The organism is Pantoea sp. PSNIH1 (genome assembly GCF_007680655.1).
GTDB lineage: Bacteria > Pseudomonadota > Gammaproteobacteria > Enterobacterales > Enterobacteriaceae > Pantoea > Pantoea eucrina.
Window position 1 is genome coordinate 340,813 of sequence record NZ_VEIP01000001.1, and the last position, 18,446, is coordinate 359,258.

At 57.6% G+C, this 18,446-nt stretch carries 19 protein-coding genes and 2 tRNA genes; 12 read left to right on the forward strand and 9 right to left on the reverse strand.

The genetic code is table 11. The annotated features are described in order from the left end of the window. The first annotated feature begins 66 nt into the window (after positions 1–66). The 3 genes from FS690_RS01490 to FS690_RS01500 are packed head-to-tail and all read left to right on the forward strand — an operon-like array spanning position 67 to position 4,044. Entirely contained in the window at positions 67–2,025 is a 1,959-nt protein-coding gene (locus FS690_RS01490; protein ID WP_145338981.1) for a (Fe-S)-binding protein, read from the forward strand. Next, a complete protein-coding gene (locus tag FS690_RS01495) occupies positions 2,025–3,263 on the forward strand; it encodes an electron transfer flavoprotein subunit alpha/FixB family protein (RefSeq protein ID WP_104085147.1) in 1,239 nt (412 codons plus the stop codon). Before FS690_RS01490 ends, FS690_RS01495 begins: the two co-directional genes overlap by 1 nt. Next, positions 3,253–4,044, forward strand: coding sequence for an electron transfer flavoprotein subunit beta (locus FS690_RS01500; protein WP_104085146.1), 792 nt, complete (start codon positions 3,253–3,255; stop codon positions 4,042–4,044). Before FS690_RS01495 ends, FS690_RS01500 begins: the two co-directional genes overlap by 11 nt. A gap of 68 nt (positions 4,045–4,112) precedes the next feature. Here FS690_RS01500 and FS690_RS01505 read toward each other — a convergent pair whose 3' ends face one another. After that, positions 4,113–5,378, reverse strand: a complete 1,266-nt coding sequence (locus FS690_RS01505; RefSeq protein ID WP_145338982.1) for an aromatic ring-hydroxylating dioxygenase subunit alpha — start codon at positions 5,376–5,378, stop codon at positions 4,113–4,115. A 359-nt stretch (positions 5,379–5,737) separates the two neighbouring features. Between FS690_RS01505 and FS690_RS01510 the strand changes: the two genes are divergently transcribed. Beyond that, entirely contained in the window at positions 5,738–6,865 is a 1,128-nt protein-coding gene (locus FS690_RS01510) for a hybrid-cluster NAD(P)-dependent oxidoreductase (RefSeq protein WP_276524728.1), read from the forward strand. A 62-nt stretch (positions 6,866–6,927) separates the two neighbouring features. Here FS690_RS01510 and FS690_RS01515 read toward each other — a convergent pair. Then, positions 6,928–7,003 (reverse strand) — tRNA-Asn (locus FS690_RS01515). A 274-nt stretch (positions 7,004–7,277) separates the two neighbouring features. Between FS690_RS01515 and FS690_RS01520 the strand changes: the two genes are divergently transcribed. Next, on the forward strand, positions 7,278–8,135 hold the full coding sequence (locus FS690_RS01520; RefSeq protein ID WP_071667965.1) for a glucose 1-dehydrogenase: 858 nt from the start codon (positions 7,278–7,280) through the stop codon (positions 8,133–8,135). 58 nt (positions 8,136–8,193) lie between these two features. Here FS690_RS01520 and FS690_RS01525 read toward each other — a convergent pair. The 3 genes from FS690_RS01525 to FS690_RS01535 form a co-directional block, all read right to left on the reverse strand. Next, positions 8,194–8,269: transfer RNA gene (locus tag FS690_RS01525), tRNA-Asn, on the reverse strand. Positions 8,270–8,372: 103 nt separating this feature from the next. After that, positions 8,373–9,149 (reverse strand): DgsA anti-repressor MtfA, encoded by a 777-nt coding sequence (mtfA, locus tag FS690_RS01530; RefSeq protein WP_145338983.1) that lies wholly within the window; start codon positions 9,147–9,149, stop codon positions 8,373–8,375. Between the two features lie 183 nt (positions 9,150–9,332). After that, positions 9,333–10,022 (reverse strand): hypothetical protein, encoded by a 690-nt coding sequence (locus FS690_RS01535; RefSeq protein WP_039385187.1) that lies wholly within the window; start codon positions 10,020–10,022, stop codon positions 9,333–9,335. A 584-nt stretch (positions 10,023–10,606) separates the two neighbouring features. Here FS690_RS01535 and FS690_RS01540 point away from each other — a divergent pair. Next, positions 10,607–11,311: a phosphohydrolase gene (locus tag FS690_RS01540; RefSeq protein ID WP_039385186.1), complete on the forward strand. Its 705-nt coding sequence runs from the start codon at positions 10,607–10,609 to the stop codon at positions 11,309–11,311. 72 nt (positions 11,312–11,383) lie between these two features. Continuing rightward, a complete protein-coding gene (locus tag FS690_RS01545) occupies positions 11,384–11,638 on the forward strand; it encodes a hypothetical protein (protein ID WP_094111324.1) in 255 nt (84 codons plus the stop codon). Positions 11,639–11,684: 46 nt separating this feature from the next. Here the strand turns inward: FS690_RS01545 and dcm are convergent, their stop codons facing one another. After that, on the reverse strand, positions 11,685–13,097 hold the full coding sequence (gene dcm / locus FS690_RS01550) for a DNA (cytosine-5-)-methyltransferase (protein ID WP_104085144.1): 1,413 nt from the start codon (positions 13,095–13,097) through the stop codon (positions 11,685–11,687). Between the two features lie 165 nt (positions 13,098–13,262). Between dcm and FS690_RS01555 the strand changes: the two genes are divergently transcribed. From FS690_RS01555 to FS690_RS01570, 5 genes are all read left to right on the forward strand, one after another. Then, on the forward strand, positions 13,263–13,739 hold the full coding sequence (locus tag FS690_RS01555) for a very short patch repair endonuclease (RefSeq protein ID WP_039385180.1): 477 nt from the start codon (positions 13,263–13,265) through the stop codon (positions 13,737–13,739). A 70-nt stretch (positions 13,740–13,809) separates the two neighbouring features. Continuing rightward, positions 13,810–14,076 (forward strand): hypothetical protein, encoded by a 267-nt coding sequence (locus FS690_RS01560; RefSeq protein WP_039385177.1) that lies wholly within the window; start codon positions 13,810–13,812, stop codon positions 14,074–14,076. 20 nt (positions 14,077–14,096) lie between these two features. Beyond that, entirely contained in the window at positions 14,097–15,008 is a 912-nt protein-coding gene (locus FS690_RS01565; RefSeq protein WP_039385175.1) for a DUF808 domain-containing protein, read from the forward strand. A 91-nt stretch (positions 15,009–15,099) separates the two neighbouring features. Continuing rightward, the gene (locus FS690_RS18475) at positions 15,100–15,234 is read left to right on the forward strand and encodes a hypothetical protein (RefSeq protein WP_255402073.1); all 135 of its coding nucleotides are present in this window, start codon (positions 15,100–15,102) and stop codon (positions 15,232–15,234) included. Positions 15,235–15,411: 177 nt separating this feature from the next. Continuing rightward, positions 15,412–15,591, forward strand: a complete 180-nt coding sequence (locus tag FS690_RS01570; protein ID WP_039385173.1) for a YodC family protein — start codon at positions 15,412–15,414, stop codon at positions 15,589–15,591. 35 nt (positions 15,592–15,626) lie between these two features. Here FS690_RS01570 and FS690_RS01575 read toward each other — a convergent pair whose 3' ends face one another. The 3 genes from FS690_RS01575 to FS690_RS18290 form a co-directional block, all read right to left on the reverse strand. Then, positions 15,627–16,847: a glycosyl transferase gene (locus FS690_RS01575; protein ID WP_039385170.1), complete on the reverse strand. Its 1,221-nt coding sequence runs from the start codon at positions 16,845–16,847 to the stop codon at positions 15,627–15,629. Between the two features lie 15 nt (positions 16,848–16,862). After that, positions 16,863–17,663 (reverse strand): mannosyl-3-phosphoglycerate phosphatase-related protein, encoded by an 801-nt coding sequence (locus FS690_RS01580; RefSeq protein WP_094111327.1) that lies wholly within the window; start codon positions 17,661–17,663, stop codon positions 16,863–16,865. Positions 17,664–18,015: 352 nt separating this feature from the next. Continuing rightward, positions 18,016–18,192 (reverse strand): hypothetical protein, encoded by a 177-nt coding sequence (locus tag FS690_RS18290; protein WP_158086433.1) that lies wholly within the window; start codon positions 18,190–18,192, stop codon positions 18,016–18,018. Positions 18,193–18,446 lie beyond the last annotated feature (254 nt).

Consider the following 18,446-nt stretch of genomic DNA (forward strand, 5'->3'; position numbering starts at 1 on the left):
GCGTGCGGTATCCGGAAGCGGTACCGCACGCCGCATCTAACAGAAATTGTCTGGAAAGGGCACATCATGGTACTTGATCGGATACTCCCCTGGTTACTTCTTGGCGCGGTGATTCTGGCCATCGTGGGTATGGTCAGGCGCGTCCTGCTCTGGCGGCGCGGACAACCGGAACAGGTTGCGCTGCTGAGCGGCCTGATGGCGATGCCCCGCCGCTATCTGGTTGACCTGCATCACGTGGTGGCGCGTGATAAATATATGTCGCGCAGCCATGTGGCCACCGCCGGCGGCTTTGTGCTGTCGATGCTGCTGATCCTCGTGGTTCATCTGGCGGGCGTCAGCGGCACGCTGGTGGATGGCGTGCTGGCGGGCGCGCTGCTGGTGATGTTCAGCGGCGCGCTGTTTATCTGGTATCGCCGTCGCAATCCGCCAGCCCGTCTTTCACGCGGGCCGTGGATGCGGTTGCCAAAGAGCCTGCTGGTGTTTGCGGCAACGTTCTTTATCACCACGCTGCCGGTCTCCGATCTGTTTGGTGAAGCGGGGCGCTGGGTGATGGCGGCACTGCTGCTGGCAGGCATCTGCTGGGGGCTAGGCGAGATGCTGTTTGGCATGGCGTGGGGCGGGCCGATGAAACACGCATTCGCCGGTGCGCTGCATCTTGCCTTTCATCGTCGTCCCGCCCGCTTTGGCGGCGGCCGATCCGTGGGCCTGAAGCCGGTGGATCTGGCTGCCCCAACGCTCGGCGTTGAAAAACCGGCCGATTTCAAATGGAACCAGCTGCTGGGCTTTGACGCCTGCGTGCAGTGCGGCAAGTGTGAAGCGATGTGCCCGGCGTTTGCGGCGGGTCAGCCGCTCAATCCCAAAAAGCTGATTCAGGATATGGTTATCGGGATGGCGGGCGGCAGCGACGCGCGCTTTGCCGGCAGCCCCTATCCGGGCGTGCCGGTGGGCGAAGCGTGCGGAGCGCCGCATCAGCCGATTGTCGGAGGGCTGATCAAAGAAGAGACGCTCTGGTCCTGCACCACCTGCCGCGCCTGCGTGGAGGAGTGTCCGATGATGATTGAGCATGTTGACGCGATTGTGGACATGCGCCGCTTTATGACGCTGGAGAAGGGGCAAACGCCCGGCAAAGGCGCAGAGGTGCTGGATAACCTCAGCCAGACAGATAATCCTGGCGGCTTTAACCCGCGCAGCCGCACGCACTGGTCAGCCGATCAGAACCTGCCGCTGATGCGGGATGTCGGGCAGGCCGACGTGCTGTTCTGGGTCTCCGACGGGGCGTTTGATATGCGCAGCCAGCGTATTCTGCGCGCGTTTGTCAAAGTGCTCAGGGCCGCCGGCGTAAAATTTGCGGTGCTGGGCGATGAGGAGCTCGATAGCGGAGACGTGGCGCGACGCCTGGGTGATGACGCCACGTTTCAGCGGCTGGCGCGCAGCAATATCGCCACGCTGCAAAAATATCGTTTTAACCGCATCGTGACCACCGATCCGCACGCCTTTCACTGCCTGAAAAATGAGTATCCCGATTTCTACCCGGCAGACACTCAGCCTGACTATGAGGTGCTGCATCACACCACCTTTATTAATGAGCTGGTTAAGGCGCAGCTGCTGGATCTGAAAGATTACAAAGGCGGCAGCGTGACCTGGCACGATCCCTGCTACCTCGGCCGCTACAACGGTGAATATGCATCACCGCGTGAACTGCTGGCGGAGCTGGGGATCAAACTCAGCGAAATGGACCGCTCCGGTTTCCGCTCACGCTGCTGCGGCGGCGGTGGCGGTGCGCCGATTACGGATATTCCGGGGGAGCGGCGCATCGCTGACATGCGGATGGAGGATGCAAAACAGACCGGCGCAGAGCTGATTGCCGTTGGCTGCCAGCAGTGTACCGCGATGCTGGAAGGTGTCGTCGGGCCGCGTCCGGAGGTCAAAGATATCGCTGAACTGGTGGCGGAAGCCCTCAGCGAACCGAAAAAACCGCTGCCGGCGAAGCTGCGCGAGCGCCAAATTGCTGTGGAGGTGATCTGATGGAAACCCCTGTACGCCGCGATCCGCGTCTTGAGTGGATTGCCCGCAACCGGCTGCATCCGCAGCATGCAGAGCTGATGCAGCCGGTGCAGGAGAGCCGCGGCCCGTCCGGGCTGCTGCGTAAAAATCCGCACGCCGTCGGCTTTACCGGACCCAACGGACTGAAGCGCATCGATCGCGAGAACGTTAACGCGTTTTCCCAGCTCTCCGGCCGGCGCAGCGCCGGCACGCCGCACGTCGCTGAGCTGCCGCTGCACCGCGTGGCGCAGCCGGATTACTGCGTGGCGGCGGTGCTGGATATGACCGGCGGCCGCCTGACCAGCCACGATCGCGACGTGCTGGGGCAGGCGCACCAGCTGGTGCGTGATGCTGGCGGTGCAGGCGTGGTCGTGGCCGTGGTATTTGGTGAGCATCGTGAAGAGAGCTTTGCCACCGCGGGCGCTGACCGGCTGCTCCACTTCAGCGGCGAACGCTATGAGGGTTACAGCCCGGAGCAGCGCATCCATGCGCTGATGGCGGCAGAAAACGAACTGGCACCGCGCTTCTGGCTGTTTCCGGACAGTGTTGCCGGAGGCTTTGAGCTGGGCTGTCGCTTTGCCGCACGCTGTGGGGAGCGACCCGCCACGCAGGTGTGGCGCATAGAGGGCGACAGCTGTATCAGCCGGGCGGCGGGCGGCAGCGCCGATATTACGCGTCCGGTTGCGCGCGTCATGCTGCTGACCGCAGAGTGCGCCGATCCGGTGGATGAGACCCGCCATGAAGCGCTGCCGGTGAGCGTCGGGCTGCGAAGCATTGGCGCTGCGCGCATTACCGACTGCGGACTGATGCCGGTCGATCCGGCAGCGGTGCCGCTGGGCGAGGCGGAGTTTATTTTGTCTGCCGGTAACGGCGTCAGCGACTGGGCGCAGTTTCACGCTACCGCAGAGAGTCTGGGAGCGACCGAAGGCGCCAGCCGCGTGGCCGTGGATAATGGCCATATGCCGCGTTTCCGGCAGGTGGGTGCTACCGGCACCTGGGTGACGGCGCGGGTCTATCTGGCGGTGGGCATCTCCGGCGCGGTGCAGCATCTGCAGGGGATTGCGCAGTGCGACCGGGTGATCGCCATTAATACCGATCCCGGCTGCGATATGGTCAGCCGCGCGTCGCTGAGCGTGATTGGCGACAGCGATGCGATCCTGGCTGAACTGGCGCGTCTGGCGCGCGCCTGGCGTAATAAGGAGCTTAACCATGCAGCATAAAGCACACCACAGCGGCTGCCGCATTACGGCGCTGATATCCGTCGGACTCCATCCCGAGTCGGGCAGGGCACGCCGCGCCGGGCAGGATGCGCGTGCGGTAGAGATGGGGCTGGCGCTGGCTTCCGGCGATCTGGAGCTTCTTCACGCCGGCGATCCGCACAACGCGGCGCTGCGCAGCTATGCGGGCATGGGCGTTGAGACGCTGCGCGTGCTGCCGATGACGGAGCAGGGCGATGCGGTGGCGGTGCTGAGTCACTATCTTAAGCAGGATCACCCGGATGTGATCCTCACCGGCGGCCGGGCGGAGCGCGGCGAGTCATCCGGTATGCTGCCTTTTCTGCTGGCAGAAGCGCTGGAGATCCCGGTTGTGGTCGGCGTGGCGGAGATTGTCAGCCTGAACGGCACCGATGCTGAAGTGCTGCAGGCGCTGCCGCGCGGTCAGCGGCGTCTGCTGCGTGTGGCGCTGCCGTTTATCGCCAGCGTGGACATGGCCGCCGCCGCGCCGCGCCAGAGCGCGTTTGGCCCGGCAAACCGGGCAGAGATCACCACCGCTGCGGGCGTGGACGTGCCGGATACAGCGATGGCAGCCTGGGAGATAGCGCCGGCGCGTAAGCGGCCGAAGCGCCTGAAAAAAGTAAAAGCGAAAACGGCGGCGGATCGCTTTAAAGCGGCCACGGCGAAGTCACAGAATGAAGGTGGCAAAGTGCTGCAGAATAAACCGGTGAATGAGATGGCGCAGGCGGTCTTTGATCTGCTGCTGGAGGAGGGCGTGATCCGCTAGCTGCGTGCCTGAACGATAAAAAACCCGGCTGGCGGTTAACGACGCCAGCCGGGTTTTCTGTTATCAGGTCAGCCTTTTACGTTTTTAAGCACGGTTTCACTGTACCAGTCGATAAAATTAATCACGCCAAACTCATAGGTTTCAGAATAGGGGCCTGGCTGATAGCCAATGGAGTTGATGCCGCGCTGATTCTCTTCGCCCAGAACGCGATCCTGCTCGTTGGTGGCGTCCCAGACGGTGCGCAGACGCTCCGGATCGTAATCGATACCGGCCACCGCGTCTTTATGCACAAACCATTTTGTCGTTACCATCGTCTCCTGCGCGGAGATTGGCAGCACGCGGAACACGATAAAGTGATCGCTTTGCATATGGTTCCACGAGTTGGGCAGGTGCAGAATACGCATCGATCCCTGATAGTGGCTGGTAAAACGGCCCAGCAGCCGGGTGCAGCCCTCACGACCATCAATGGTCATGACTTTGGTGCCCTCTTTCAGCGGCATACGCACAATCCGGTTGCGCAGACCAAAGCTCTGATGGCGATGCGGAATACCCTGCTCATCCCACAGCGCCGCCTGCTTGTTGTAGTAGTCATGGAAACTCTGCGGCGCGCGCGGATCGTTGGTGTCGTCCCACTCCAGCAGGCTGTTCAGCAGTTCCGGATGGCTGCCGGCGCAGTGGTAGCACTCGCGGTTATTCTCCAGCACCAGTTTCCAGTTGGCTTTTTCATACATATGGGACTCTGCCGCCAGCTTGGTGTTGTCCACATCATAGGGTTCCATATACTCCGCCAGCGTGGCCAGAAACTCATCGAAGTCAGACTCCGGCGACGTCTCTGCGAGGCAGATAAAGATAAACCCGCCGGCGGTTTTACAGTGCGCTTTTTTCAGGCCGTGCTGCTTCATGTCAAATGACTGATTCATCTCTGAACCGGCGAAGAGCAGGTTGCCCTTTAAATCGTACGTCCACTGGTGGTAGGGACAGACCAGATTGGCCACCTTGCCGCGCTCCTTTGAGCAGAGGCGCGAGCCGCGATGGCGACAGGTGTTGTGAAACGCGTTGATGTTGCCCTCTGCATCGCGCAGAACCAGCACCGGGTTCTGTCCGACCTCAAGCGTAAAGTAGTCACCCTTTTTCGGGATTTCGCTGCTCATGCCGGCAAACAGCCACTCTTTCTGAAACACCTCCTCCATATCAATGCGAAACAGAGTCGGGTCATTATAGAGCGCCTGCGGCAGCGAATAGTTGGGCTGGCGTTTTTCGAGCAGATCCTGCATGCGGTCGCTCGCATCGACAAGGCTTGTACAGGTGATATTCAGCAGATCGTTGTGGCTCATAATGTTGCTCTTCTCGCGCAGTTGAAAAGGGAGTGGTTCGCGCCCGACAGGCGCAGCCGGATATCAACAAAACCGGACTTCCGCGTTACCGGAAGCCCATAAGATCGCTACGGATTACAGACATGCTGCACCGGTCCGGCGCCCGTCAATGTTCTGCCAGCGACATAAATCCCCTCTATTAAAGACGCGCGTGCAGAATTTCCTGCGGATGTGGTTTTTTCAGGCATTTCCGTGTCGCGCATAACTAAATGCTGTGGCGGGGTTACACGGAGAATCGCAGTTTCTGGCTCAAAAGCCTGTGGTTATCCATGCGTCGATACAGGCAATTGATCACTCCAATCCTGACGGGAATGAAATGTATGACAGAGAGAAATATCACGGTACTGAATACCAATGCTTTTGAGCCTGTCACCACGCAGACCTGGACCAATGGCCGTCATGCGGTGCGGTGCGTTAAGGTCATACAGGAAACCTGGGACGTGAAAACCTTCTGCTTTATGGCGGAGCAGCCGGTGATGTTCTTCTTTAAGCCGGGGCAGTTTGTCACGCTGGAGCTGATGATTGAGGAGCAGACCGTGTTTCGCTCCTACACCATCTCCAGCTCTCCCTCGGTGCCGTATAGCTTTTCGATCACGGTAAAACAGGTGCCGGGCGGCGTGGTATCTAACTGGCTGCACGCGAATATGCGCGAAGGCATGGATCTGGCGGTGCACGGCCCGGTAGGGCAGTTTAACTGCATCGATTATCCCGGCGATAAGGCGCTGTTTCTCTCCGGCGGCGTTGGCATTACGCCGATGATGTCGATGGCGCGCTGGTATTTTGACACTAACGCTGATGTAGACATGGTGTTTGTGCACAGCGCCCGCACGCCGGAAGATATTATTTTCCGCCGCGATCTGGAGAATATGACGGCGCGTATTCCTAACTTCAAACTGAGCATCATCTGCGAACGCTATGAATCAGGACAATACTGGGCAGGCTTTCGCGGCTTTCTGAACCACGCCATGCTGCAGATGATCGCGCCTGATTTTATGGAGCGGGAGATCTTCTGCTGCGGACCGACGCCCTATATGCGCGCGGTGAAAGCGATTCTGGAAAACGTCGGCTACGATATGGCGCACTACCATGAAGAGTCGTTTGGTGCCACGCCGGAGGTGGTACAGGAGCAGGTGGTGCAGGAGGCGGAAGAGGCGGCCGAACTGGCCGACGCACTCTGCAGTTCCGAGCTGCTGACCGTGGCGTTTACGCAGAGTGATAAGAGCGTGAAAATTGCGCCGGGTGAAACCGTTCACGCCGCCGCTGCCAAGCTGGGCCTGCATATCCCGAAAGCGTGCGGCATGGGGATCTGCGGCACCTGCAAGGTGAAGTGCCTGGAAGGTGAGGTTGAGATGAACCACAACGGCGGCATTACCGACGAGGATGCCGAAGAGGGCTATATCCTCTCCTGCTGCAGCGTGCCGAAAGGCAATGTGGTCGTGGAATTCTGACCCGCCGCGCACCGCCGGAAAGCAAAAAGCCAGATGTCAGCTGACATCTGGCTTTTTTAATCTGGCTCCTCTGACTGGACTCGAACCAGTGACATACGGATTAACAGTCCGCCGTTCTACCGACTGAACTACAGAGGAATTGTGTTTCGGCGCGCATAATAATCAACTCTCCGGCGGCTGTCAAAACGTGATTTAGCGCCCGCCGGTTGTTTGCTGCTTCCTGCAGCAACCTGCTGATTTTGTCAGCATCTGCCGCTGCCTGACACCCTGCGAAAAGGCCGTTTTTTGCAGAAATAGACTTATCTCTCAAGCCGTTACGCTTATCACTCCGCCTTGCATTCTGGTTATGGCTGCTACACTTGATGCTGTTCACCTGAGCCAGATTACCCCTTCGCTGAAAAAGGAGCGCGTTATGACCGATCGTCCAGAAAATCCGCAGCAGGCGCAGCAGCAGCAGTGGCCCGGCAGCTTTCGCGAGATGCAGCCGGTGCCCGATCACGGCGAAACCAGCTATCAGGGCAGCGGCCGGCTGAAAGGCAAAACCGCGATTATCACCGGCGGCGACTCCGGTATTGGCCGCGCAGTGGCCATCGCTTACGCCCGTGAAGGCGCCGACGTGGTCATCTCCTACCTGGATGAACACGAAGATGCAAAAGATACCGCGCAGCTGGTGGAAGCCGCCGGGCAGCAGGCGCTGCTGATCGCCGGTGATATTATGCAGGCGGAACACTGCCGCAGCATCGTGGCGCAGACGGCGGACCGTTTTGGCAAAATTGATATTGTGGTCAACAACGCCGCTTTCCAGATGACGCGCGACTCGCTGGATGAGATTGATGATGATGAGTTTGACCGCACGATGAAAACCAATCTCTATGCGATGTTCTACATCTGTAAAGCCGCGGTACCGCATATGCCAGCCGGCAGCTCCATTATTAACACCGCGTCAGTCAACGCCGATCAGCCAAAACCAAAACTGATTGCCTACTCGGCCACCAAAGCCGCCATCATTAACTTTTCCGGCAGCCTTGCCGCGCTGCTGGCGGATAAGGGCATTCGTGCCAACGCGGTCGCACCGGGACCTATCTGGACGCCGCTGATCCCGGCCACTATGCCGCCGCAGCAGGTCGAAAGTTTTGGCAGCCAGGTGCCGCTGCAGCGTATGGGGCAGCCCGCTGAGCTGGCCTCTTCTTATGTCATGCTGGCCAGCGACGAAGCCAGCTATATCTCAGGGGCAACCATTGCCGTAACCGGCGGGGTAGCGGTGATTTAACGCCGGCGCAGACAGCAAAAAGCCCGCTCAGGTTTCCCTGAGCGGGCTTTTCTAATTCTGGCTCCTCTGACTGGACTCGAACCAGTGACATACGGATTAACAGTCCGCCGTTCTACCGACTGAACTACAGAGGAATCGTGTGAACGAGGCGAATAGTAGTGGCCCCGGACGAGCCTGTCAACAGCTTAAAACACAATTGCATTCAACTGGCTAGCAAAGATACAGCCCGCGCAGGGATCAGGCAGATTCCGCCGCCAGCGTCGCAAGCCGGGCAGCAGGATCCTGACGGTAAAACAGCTGCAGGTGTCGATACATCGCCGGAAAGCGCTGAAGGAGCAGGTCGGGCGCAGTGAAGAAATATTCTGACAGCACAGCAAAACATTCGGCCGGATCGCTGGCTGCGTAGGGATCAAAGGTCGCGGCCTCTTCACCCGCGAGCGCCACTTCATCGTCAATTTCCTGCATCACCTGCAGCAAATCTTTCTCCCAGCCAGCGACCTCGCGCAGCGGAATAGCGGGGATGCCGCTGGTGTAGCCGCTGCCGCGCGCGTCCAGCTTATGCGCCACTTCATGGATCACCAGGTTATAGCCTGAGAGATCGAACGCGTCGGAAATATCCAGCGCGTTGAGCACCACCGGCCCCTGCGTCCAGCTCTGCCCGGCGTGTACAGCGGGCGCCTGATGCACCAGCCCGCTCTCATCTTCCCAGCGGTCATCAACCGTAAAGGGTTCAGGATAGATAAGCACGTCGTGAAAGCCATCCAGCCACTCCACGCCCAGCTTCAGCACCGGCAGGCAAAACAGCAGCGCCAGACGGGCGCTGTGCAGCGCATCCAGTTCAGCGCCCTGCAGCAGGACAAATTTTTTCTGCTGCAGAAAGCGCTGCGCCATGCCGATCAGAACGGCGTGCTCGTCATGATTAAGCAGTGAAAACACAGGCTGCCGCAGCGCCTGCGTCCAGGGCAGTTCAGCGACAGCATCGGATTTATGCGCGTTCCGGGACCATTTAAACATCGCAGCGCCTGTAAAAGGAGAGAAGGAGTGCCGACGGGACAGAATGTGCCAGACGTCAAACCCGTTATTCAACCTGTTAGCCGGGACGGTGTCTGTGATTGCGCTTGCAAAGTGAAAAGCAAAAAAAGCGGGGCGGGGCGTAAGCGCCTCTTCCGGTGGGCAGAAGAGGCGCAGGGCGCATGCTCAGAGCGATCGGCTTTCGCGCAGAACGCGCTCAAATTCAATGACCCAGACCCAGGGGTTAACCTCCCAGCTGGTCGCGCCATACTGTTTTTGCCACGCTTTGCGGTAGGCCTCTTTGGGCGACTCTGAATTCATATTCATGGTAAAGAAGTTGTTCAGGAAGTGCGAGTCCGTCTGAACGCCCTCCGCCATGATGTCATCCTCGCTGATATCCTGGATTTTTTCAGCCCGGATCGCGGTGATGGTCAGATCGATGCGGCTTGCCCAGCGCGGCATGTGAATGGCCGTCTGCCAGCCAAACTGCTCCGCGTCCTGCAGATCGTCCTCCAGCTGACCAAACTCGTTGCTGTCAGCACGATACTGGCAGAAGTCGGGATGGCGAAACAGCTGGGGATCGCGATCGTACTCTGCCAGCTGCGCTTCCGGCACAATCGGGCCGCGCCAGGTTTCGCGTACCCACAGGCGATCGCCAACCTGCCCGAAGGGACAGTGCGCGCTGATATCGGACATCGACATCAGTTTGTAGCCGTGAAGATGATTCGCACTGACATCAAACGCATGAACGCCTTCATGGTGGTCCTGTCCTGGACCAAATGCCTGCGTTTTCATAATGCGTCGGGTCTGTGTTTGCTGGCCAACCAGCAGGGCGCGAACCCGCTGTTCGGAAAAAAGAATCGGCCGTTCTTTCATTTTTTACCTCTTGTTATATCACGAACCCGGAAAGCGTTGACGTTACATCCTGTACAGGACGAGACCCTTAGCATAAAGGTTTCAAACAAATTTGCTTAATAATTTGTCACCTGATAATCAGGCGTTCCCTTCCTGTTCCGGTATTAAAAAAACATCCAGGCAAAAAGTGGGGTGCAGATCGCTTAACGTACCGGCGAAATGCGGAAATTTCCCCTATACAGTACGTTATAACGGCCAAAATAGAAATATTTTCAGACTATTTCACCTTTTTCTCCGCTAATAACTGGCTATCTGTCAGCGAGGAGTGACCGCTTAAATTCCCCGCGCACTGGCATCGCGGTTAAGCGCGACACATAAACTATGTTAACTAAATCTGACGATAGTGAAACGTCATAAGGAAAAGCTGAAAACAAAAAGGCTACTGGGCAAGCGGGCTTAACAACGCTATAACATGATCAGGATCGCAGATTTTTCCCTCTTACCCCAAAAATGCTGTAAGAAAAGTGTCATGACCTGCCCGCTAAGATAGGGCTGAGTCTGAAGAGCTCCCGCCGCGCACCACATGTCATAACAGGAGAAGCATCATGTCCATTACACACTGGCAACAACGTTATGAACACTGGCTGCGGCTGAACTGGCAGCATGACGATAAGGCGCACGACACAGGGCATCTGCGTCGGGTCTGGATGAGCGCGGCGCGTATCATGCAGGAGACGCCTGCCGATGCCATGGTGGTACTGACCGCCAGCTACTTTCACGACGTGGTGAATCTGCCGAAGAACCATCCGCAGCGTCATCTTGCCTCTACGTTTGCCGCTGAAGAGACGCGCCGTATTCTGCAACAGGATTTTCCCGATTTTCCCGCTGAACTTATAGATAGCGTGGCGCACGCGGTGCAGGCGCACAGTTTTAGTGCTGCCATTACGCCGCTGACCGCAGAAGCAAAAATTGTGCAGGATGCCGATCGTCTGGAGTCGCTGGGGGCTATCGGACTGGCACGCGTATTCTATACGGCTGGCGCACTGGGCCGGCCGCTGTTTGACAGTGACGATCCGCTGGGGCGCGATCGCGAGCTCGACGATGTGAAGTGGACGCTGGATCACTTTCAGAAAAAGCTGCTGCGCCTGCCTGAAACCATGCAAACGGCAGCGGGACGTCGTCTGGCTGAATATAACGCCGATTTTCTGGTGCACTATATGGCCAAACTCTGTGCGGAGCTGCAGGGGAACCTGGCGGGGGTTGATGAATCCGTGCTGCGCGACTTCTGCTGCACGTTACAGGAATATTAAATTTTTATGACAGACTGTTAACTGACCTCATCTTCCGCTACGTTTGTGAAAAAAATAGCAGGGAGTGTGGAAATGACTGAAACCGTGAACATTACGATTAAAATTGATCCGGCACTGAAAGAGGAGATTAAGCAGCTGGCTGCTGACAATCAGCTTTCAATGAGTCAGGAGATTGTTAACCGGCTGCAGGCGAGCCTGCAGAGTGCCCCGCAGCAGGAGACGGCGGTAGATAATCTGCACTCCGATGAGACGCCGGACGACCGGTTAAGCGCTACGGAACTGCGCCAGATCCGTGCGCTACTGAAAAAGAGCAAGAAGAAGAAGTAATCTCTGCCACCCGCCGCCCGGCGGGTGAGCTATTTCTTATGCGCGATCAGCTATCAGCCTGCTCTGGCGCGTTCAGCCTGTAGTATTCAATCAGCGGCAGCAGTAATTTCGCTACCGCAGCAAATACCGGCACCACCACGGAATTGCCAAACTGACGATAGGCCTGGGTATCGGAGACCGGGATGCGGAACCGCGCTTCACCCGGCGCTTCAAACCCCATCAGGCGCGCGCACTCGCGCGGGCTCAGCCGGCGCGGTCGCCGCGCCATGTTCTCAGCAGCGGTAAAGTTCTGTTCACCCAGCGCGCGATCCCAGCCGCGATCGATCAGGATCTCCGAGCCATCTTTGTAGTAGCGCGCTGAAAGCGTGCGCACGCAGCAGTGCGGATTCTGCGGATCGTTCAGGCCAAAGCCAAAGCCGTTGCCTTTCGCCTTGTGCTTTTGCGCATAGCGATAGAGATAGTGCCAGAGCGTTGGCGACAGGGTATATTTTTCACCCGGATCTGCGTCCAGCAAACTCTGCAGTGGCGGCACCTGCGGCGGATAGAGCGCCGGCAACGCGCGCAGTGAAAAGGGCTGCTTAACGCCGCTATCGCGCCGGATGCCCACCAGCACAATGCGCTCACGGTGCTGCGGCAGAAAATAGCGCGCGTCGATCACTTTGGCGTCCGGTGTGCCTTTATCATCCGCATCCGCCACGTCATAACCCAGCTCATCCAGCGTTGCCATAATAATGGCGAAGGTGCGGCCCTTATCGTGGCTCTTCAGATTCTTGACATTTTCCAGCACAAAAAACGCGGGCTTTTTAGCCGCGAGAATGCGCGCCACGTCAAAAAACAGCGTGCCCTGCGCCTCACACTCAAAGCCGTGCGCCCGGCCGAGCGCGTTCTTTTTACTGACGCCCGCCAGTGAAAAAGGCTGACAGGGAAAGCCGGCCAGCAGCACCTGGTGATCGGGGATAGCGCGATCGATATGCTGATAGATAGCCGCCTCCTCAGTGAGGCCGGCTGGCTGCGTGACGAGACGAATATCGGTATTGAACCGGTGGCGCAGCGGATCGCAGTAGTGGTTCGCTTTATAGGTGCGGACCGCCTCTTTATTCCATTCGCTGGTAAAAACGCATTCGCCGCCGGCCTGCTCAAAGCCGCGCCGGATGCCGCCGATACCGGCAAAGAGATCGATAAACTGAAAGGCGGGCCTCTCATAGTGGGCCGGTCGCGATGGCAGCAGGGCACGCAGGCTGGCGATCTCAGACGGCAGAAGCATTGCCGACGCGGCTTTGCCACTGCGCAGACGGTTCAGCTTCGCCACGCTCCAGTGGCCTGTGCCGGCGGCGTTGAGGGTCTGCATCACATCGCGCGCCGCGTAGATATCCAGTACCTGCAGTAACAGCGCTAAATCATCCTGCGCAGCAGTTAATGAAGAGGGGGTAGCCGGTGCGGCGGGATCGGGAGCGAGCATGCGTTTTTCCTTAACAGTTGAGCGGCTATGCTACCACTCATCTGTCAGGGTTGAAATTAGCGCGTCGTGTGGCGCTGCGCGCCGTGCCGCACTCTTTTACGCCGCCGCTTTCGCTTTTGCCGTAAAACGCTAAAGTTGAATAGGCCCGCAGGAAAAGGAAACGGCATGGCTGACGTTCACTCACAAGAGATCCGCAGTAAAAATATGCGCGCGATCCGCAATCAGGATACGGCGATTGAACAGCGCGTGGCCGCGATATTGAAAGATCGCGGCTTCAGCTTTCGCGTGCAGGATAAAGCGCTGCCGGGGCGGCCCGATTTCGTGCTGCCTGAGCAGCAGGCCATTATCTTTGTGCACGGCTGTTTCTGGCATCGTCATCACTGCTATCTGTTTAAAATGCCCGCCACGCGCACCAGTTTCTGGAACGGCAAAATCAACAGTAACGTTGAGCGTGACCGGCGCTATGTGCAGCAGCTGCAGGAGACCGGCTGGAAGGTTCTGATTGTCTGGGAGTGCGCGCTGCGCGGTAAGCTGCGGCTGAATGACAATCAGCTGATTGAGCGCCTTGAGGAGTGGCTACTGGCCGCCGGGCAGAGCGCGGAGCTGGATCATCAGGGATTGCATCATTACCATCCGCTCTAGCCGGCGATGATTGCTTTTCGCGGCAATAATCGTTTAGATCACGTTTTTCTCTGGGACGCGGAGCACTACCATGAGCAGTATTAAACTGACGGTCAGACGGCTCTATCAGCTGCGTGACGAGCGGCTGGTGGCGACACAGGCCACGGCACGCATCTGGCTCGACGATCGGCTGATTGCCACAGAGGAGATCAGCGGCATGACCGAAAGTCCGGTGAGTAAATATCTGCACGCAGCGGATACGCAGGGAAAAACGTTACGCGTTGAATGGGACTGTGAGGGCATCGCCGACATGTCGGTGACGTGGGTTGAGCGCTGCCCCTGTTGTCAGGAACACTAACCGGAATAAGGATTACCATTTTGGCAGGAACCAGTTTACTTACGCTTCTGGATGATATTGCAACGCTGCTGGATGACATTTCAGTCATGGGCAAGGTTGCGGCAAAAAAAACCGCTGGCGTGCTGGGCGACGATTTGTCGCTTAATGCGCAGCAGGTCACGGGCGTCAAAGCCAATCGCGAATTGCCGGTGGTCTGGGGCGTTGCGAAAGGCTCATTTCTGAATAAGCTGATCCTGGTGCCGCTGGCGCTGGTGATTTCGGCGTTTGCTCCCTGGCTTATCACGCCGTTGCTGATGCTGGGGGGCGCCTACCTCTGCTATGAAGGGGTGGAAAAGGTGTTACACAGCCTGCAGCACGATAAAGAGGAAAAGAGCCCGGAAGCGCGTCAGCAGCGGCTCGACAGCCTGGCACAGCAGGATCCGCGCGCGTATGAAAAGAGCAAGGTCAAAGGTGCGGTACGCACTGACTTTATTCTTTCAGCGGAGATCGTGGCGATTACGCTGGGCATCGTGTCAGAGGCGCCGCTGCTTAACCAGGTGCTGATCCTCGCCGGTATCGCCATTCTGGTGACCATCGGTGTCTATGGCATTGTGGCGATGATTGTGAAAATCGATGACCTCGGCTACTGGCTGCGGGAAAAGTCCTCTTCACTGGCGCAGGCGGTGGGCGGTTTTCTGCTGGCGATGGCGCCGTGGCTGATGAAAATTCTTACCGTCGTCGGCACGCTGGCGATGTTTCTGGTGGGCGGCGGCATTATTGTGCATGGTATCACGCCGCTGCATCACGCTATCAGCGAATACAGCAGCGGCTTTAACGGTCTGGTTTCCGGCCTGCTGAGTAACGGGGCCAATCTGGTGCTTGGGTTTATTGTCGGCGCGATTGTGCTGCTGGTGGTTAACCTGATCGCTAAAGTTCGCGGTAAGTCGGCATAACAGGCCAGCGCGGCGAGCGGCGCACAAGCCGCTTACCGCTTATCTCTGGCAATGCGATATAACGCGCGGCACACTAATTTTCAGGAGAGTGATGATGAACGACGATATGTTTGAATTTGATATCGATGCCCAGCTGGAACAGGCTGAAGCGAAAGCGGCGGAAAAAGCCAGCGAAGTGCCGGCTGAACTCAGTGATGATGCTGAGTGCGAAGGCTGCAAAATCTGACGGTCGCAGCTAAAAATTTCAAAGCCGGTAATAAACATTACCGGCTTTGTTTATGAACCAGATTTTGCACTGCTTATTCCTCTTTTATCACACTAATAACATTATCCTATAGGCAAATTGTCTGTCCGGCTGCTATACCTTTAAGCGTTCAATCAACGGTAAAAGGGAGGGCGCGGTATGACCTTTGCAGTGAGTGATGAAGTTCAGCACAAACAGGGCGGACCCACGATGGTGGTAACCGGCTATGCCAGCGGAATGGTTGAGTGTCGTTGGTATGATGGCTATAGCGTGCGCCGTGAGGCATTCCATAGTGATGAACTGAGTCACATGACTACGGAATCCCGGCTCGCCAGCTGAATCTGATCGGGACGGTTTCGCCGTCCCGTATCCCGTTACACTTTTCCCTCGTTATCTTCTTCCACCGCCTGATAAATCCGCTGCAGAATATCCGGAAACGCCGACTGAACGCGACTCCAGCTCGGAATAAAGGGCTTATCGTTGGGGCGTTCAATAAACGACTGACCGGCGTCGAGAATGGCCTGGGTAAACATCTCCACCGCCGCTTCCTCTTTGTGCTGATCGAACGACAGGCCGTTCATGGTTGCTTCATGCCGGTAGATCTCCATCATATCCAGCGCGTTACGGTAATAAGTCGCCTTCAGCACGCGAAACGAATCGCTGGTCAGCGGCACGCCCATGGTCGCCAGCTTGCGCAGCAGCGACTGGACAATATCGCTGCTCATGCGCTTCAGCCCCCCGGTACCATCCTCTTCGGCCAGCGGCTGATGCTTGTGGTCATAGTGATCGGCGATCTCGACCTGACAGCTCTGTCGGGTCGTATAGTTGCGATAGATCTCAGACAGCACGCCGATCTCCAGCCCCCAGTCGCCAGGGATTTTAATGCCGTTAAGCACATGGGTGCGCATGGCAAACTCGCCGGAGAGGGGATAGCGAAAGCTGCTGAGGTAGTCGAGATATTCGGAGTGGCCATACACCTGCTGCAGCGAACGCAGCATCGGTCCGACCAGCAGACGGCCGACGCGGCCATTGAGCTTGCCATCCGCGACGCGCGCATAAAACCCTTTGCAAAACTCATACTGAAACGCCGGGTTGGCCAGCGGATAGAGCAGACGCGCCAGCATGCCGCGCTCATAGGTCACAATGTCGCAGTCGTGTAGCGCCACGCACTGGGTGCGATCGGACGCCAGGGTGTAACCGGTACAGAACCAGACATTGCGCCCTTTGCCCGGCTGGCTGGGCGAGAGACCCTCTTTATCCAGCTCAGCATCAATCGCTTTCAGACGCGGTCCGTCATTCCACAGAATGCGGTGCCGCTGGGGCAGGCGCGAGAAGAAGTCGCGGGCAAACAGGAACTGATCGCGATCGGCGCGATCGAGGCCAATCACAATCTCTTCCAGATAGGGCACCTGCGCCAGCTCATTAACAATATTATCCAGCGCCGGGCCCTCCAGCTCGGAGAACAGCGAGGGCAGGATCAGGCCCATCTTGCGCCGGCGGGCAAACTGCACCATCTCTTTTTCCAGCGACTCCACGCGGCGATGGGTGAGGTTATGGAAATTCGTAATCACGCCATTCTGATAAAAATCACTCATCGTCTCATCCTCTGATTACGGCTTATGGGGGGCCAGAAAGTGTTCTATGCCTTCGCTCCAGCCTTCCGGTCCGGTTTGCGCTGTGCGATAGATATGGTCGCTATCGGTACGGCTGAGTGTAACCGGCGACTTGCTGAAACCTTTGATTATGACCGCGTAGTCCGCCTGCTCCAGCATCGGGATATCATTGGGGCCGTCACCCAGACCCAGCGTTATCCGGCTTACGCCATCCTGCTGCATCAGCTGCTGCTGCAGCTGCGTCAGCGCGATACCTTTGCCGCAGTTTTCCGGCATCACGTGCCAGAAGCGTCCGCCCTGCGTCAGCGCAAGCTGATGCCGGGCCAGCGCGGCGCGAAATGCCTCCAGCTTATCGCTCTCGTCGCGCCACAAAATCACCTCCGAGGCGTCCCGCAGGCGGCTTAGCCGGGCGTCACTCAGCGCCAGACCGGTAAAGCTCGCCACGTCGCTGTCACTGAGATCGTGAAAACCGGTAAAGCGAAATTCCGTTTTCAGCGCGGCCAGCGTGTCGCACAGCGCCAGATAGTCAGCGCCTGGCTCATCATTAACCGTAACGTCGTCGCCAAAGCTGATGCGGGCACCATTTTCAGCGATAAACGGCGCTCCGCCTAAACCCAGGCGCTTCTGCAGCGGGATAATCTCTGCAGCGGTTTTACTGGAGCAGAGCACTACCGGGATCTGGCGTGCGGCAAAATAGTCCAGCCACGGGCGGGCAGCTTCCCAGTTGTAATCGTGGTGATCCAGCAGCGAGCCGTCCAGGTCGGTTACCACCAGCAGGGGGGAATCGGGATCAATCATCGTCATACTCCTTACACCACAGAGGTGAGTAAAGCAGAGAGTAATCAGTATAATAGCGTTATGACGATTGCACGTTTTTCCGGCGTACCGAACGCGACAACCAGGAATAATCTTAAAAGGCAGCGCGACGCTGGCTGCCGGTGCATGAAGCGTGCAGGGTGAAGCGCAGACGGCGCGGCTCTCTGGCCGGTTTAACGCCAGAAGATATGCATATTTCTGCACTTTATATGCACAAATGCCGGTTGCCTTCATACATAGTGAGCGTAATCTGAAACGGCATTACCGTTTCCTGGTGTAACGAATCCATTGATAAATTTAACCCGGCCTGAGCCGGGTTTTTTTTAAATCACTCTCAGCGATTCGCTTCGCAAAAGCTGCAATCGTGAATATCCACTTCGCACTGTTCAGAAAGGCAGCGCGCCTGATCCACGGTTTTACCCGATGAATCAAACCACTCCGGGTCGCGCTCTTTTTCCTGTTCCGGATTGCCTGCCGGAAGGGAGCGAGGGCGGGTTTCTTCTGCACGCATACGGGGACTCCGTAAAGCCAGGGTGAGTCTTGAGTATAGTGCGGCACGCGCATACGCGCGCAGCGCGACAGGCAAAAAAAAGCCCGCGCTGCGCGGGCAAAAATCCTTGTTACTTTTAGGTTGGCTGCTTCTTTGGGGTTGATGCAGCGAAATGATGATAGGCGTTTTCTCCGTCAGGGTTCTCGCTGCAAAACGTTAAGAGAGTGAAAAAGCGGCTTTTGACAGTTCTTTACCTGACGTCGCTCCTGTTTTTA

Excerpts from the sequence above, each read along its gene's own strand:
- FS690_RS01510 (WP_276524728.1), top strand. The coding sequence starts at position 5,738 with ATGACAGAGAGAAATATCACGGTACTGAATACCAATGCTTTTGAGCCT.
- FS690_RS01580 (WP_094111327.1), bottom strand. The coding sequence starts at position 17,663 with ATGATTGATCCCGATTCCCCCCTGCTGGTGGTAACCGACCTGGACGGC.
- FS690_RS18290 (WP_158086433.1), bottom strand. The coding sequence starts at position 18,192 with ATGCGTGCAGAAGAAACCCGCCCTCGCTCCCTTCCGGCAGGCAATCCG.
- FS690_RS01540 (WP_039385186.1), top strand. The coding sequence starts at position 10,607 with ATGTCCATTACACACTGGCAACAACGTTATGAACACTGGCTGCGGCTG.
- FS690_RS18475 (WP_255402073.1), top strand. The coding sequence starts at position 15,100 with ATGATGAACGACGATATGTTTGAATTTGATATCGATGCCCAGCTGGAA.
- dcm (WP_104085144.1), bottom strand. The coding sequence starts at position 13,097 with ATGCTCGCTCCCGATCCCGCCGCACCGGCTACCCCCTCTTCATTAACT.
- FS690_RS01505 (WP_145338982.1), bottom strand. The coding sequence starts at position 5,378 with ATGAGCCACAACGATCTGCTGAATATCACCTGTACAAGCCTTGTCGAT.
- FS690_RS01570 (WP_039385173.1), top strand. The coding sequence starts at position 15,412 with ATGACCTTTGCAGTGAGTGATGAAGTTCAGCACAAACAGGGCGGACCC.
- FS690_RS01495 (WP_104085147.1), top strand. The coding sequence starts at position 2,025 with ATGGAAACCCCTGTACGCCGCGATCCGCGTCTTGAGTGGATTGCCCGC.
- FS690_RS01545 (WP_094111324.1), top strand. The coding sequence starts at position 11,384 with ATGACTGAAACCGTGAACATTACGATTAAAATTGATCCGGCACTGAAA.
- mtfA (WP_145338983.1), bottom strand. The coding sequence starts at position 9,149 with ATGTTTAAATGGTCCCGGAACGCGCATAAATCCGATGCTGTCGCTGAA.
- FS690_RS01520 (WP_071667965.1), top strand. The coding sequence starts at position 7,278 with ATGACCGATCGTCCAGAAAATCCGCAGCAGGCGCAGCAGCAGCAGTGG.
- FS690_RS01560 (WP_039385177.1), top strand. The coding sequence starts at position 13,810 with ATGAGCAGTATTAAACTGACGGTCAGACGGCTCTATCAGCTGCGTGAC.
- FS690_RS01500 (WP_104085146.1), top strand. The coding sequence starts at position 3,253 with ATGCAGCATAAAGCACACCACAGCGGCTGCCGCATTACGGCGCTGATA.
- FS690_RS01555 (WP_039385180.1), top strand. The coding sequence starts at position 13,263 with ATGGCTGACGTTCACTCACAAGAGATCCGCAGTAAAAATATGCGCGCG.
- FS690_RS01535 (WP_039385187.1), bottom strand. The coding sequence starts at position 10,022 with ATGAAAGAACGGCCGATTCTTTTTTCCGAACAGCGGGTTCGCGCCCTG.
- FS690_RS01575 (WP_039385170.1), bottom strand. The coding sequence starts at position 16,847 with ATGAGTGATTTTTATCAGAATGGCGTGATTACGAATTTCCATAACCTC.
- FS690_RS01490 (WP_145338981.1), top strand. The coding sequence starts at position 67 with ATGGTACTTGATCGGATACTCCCCTGGTTACTTCTTGGCGCGGTGATT.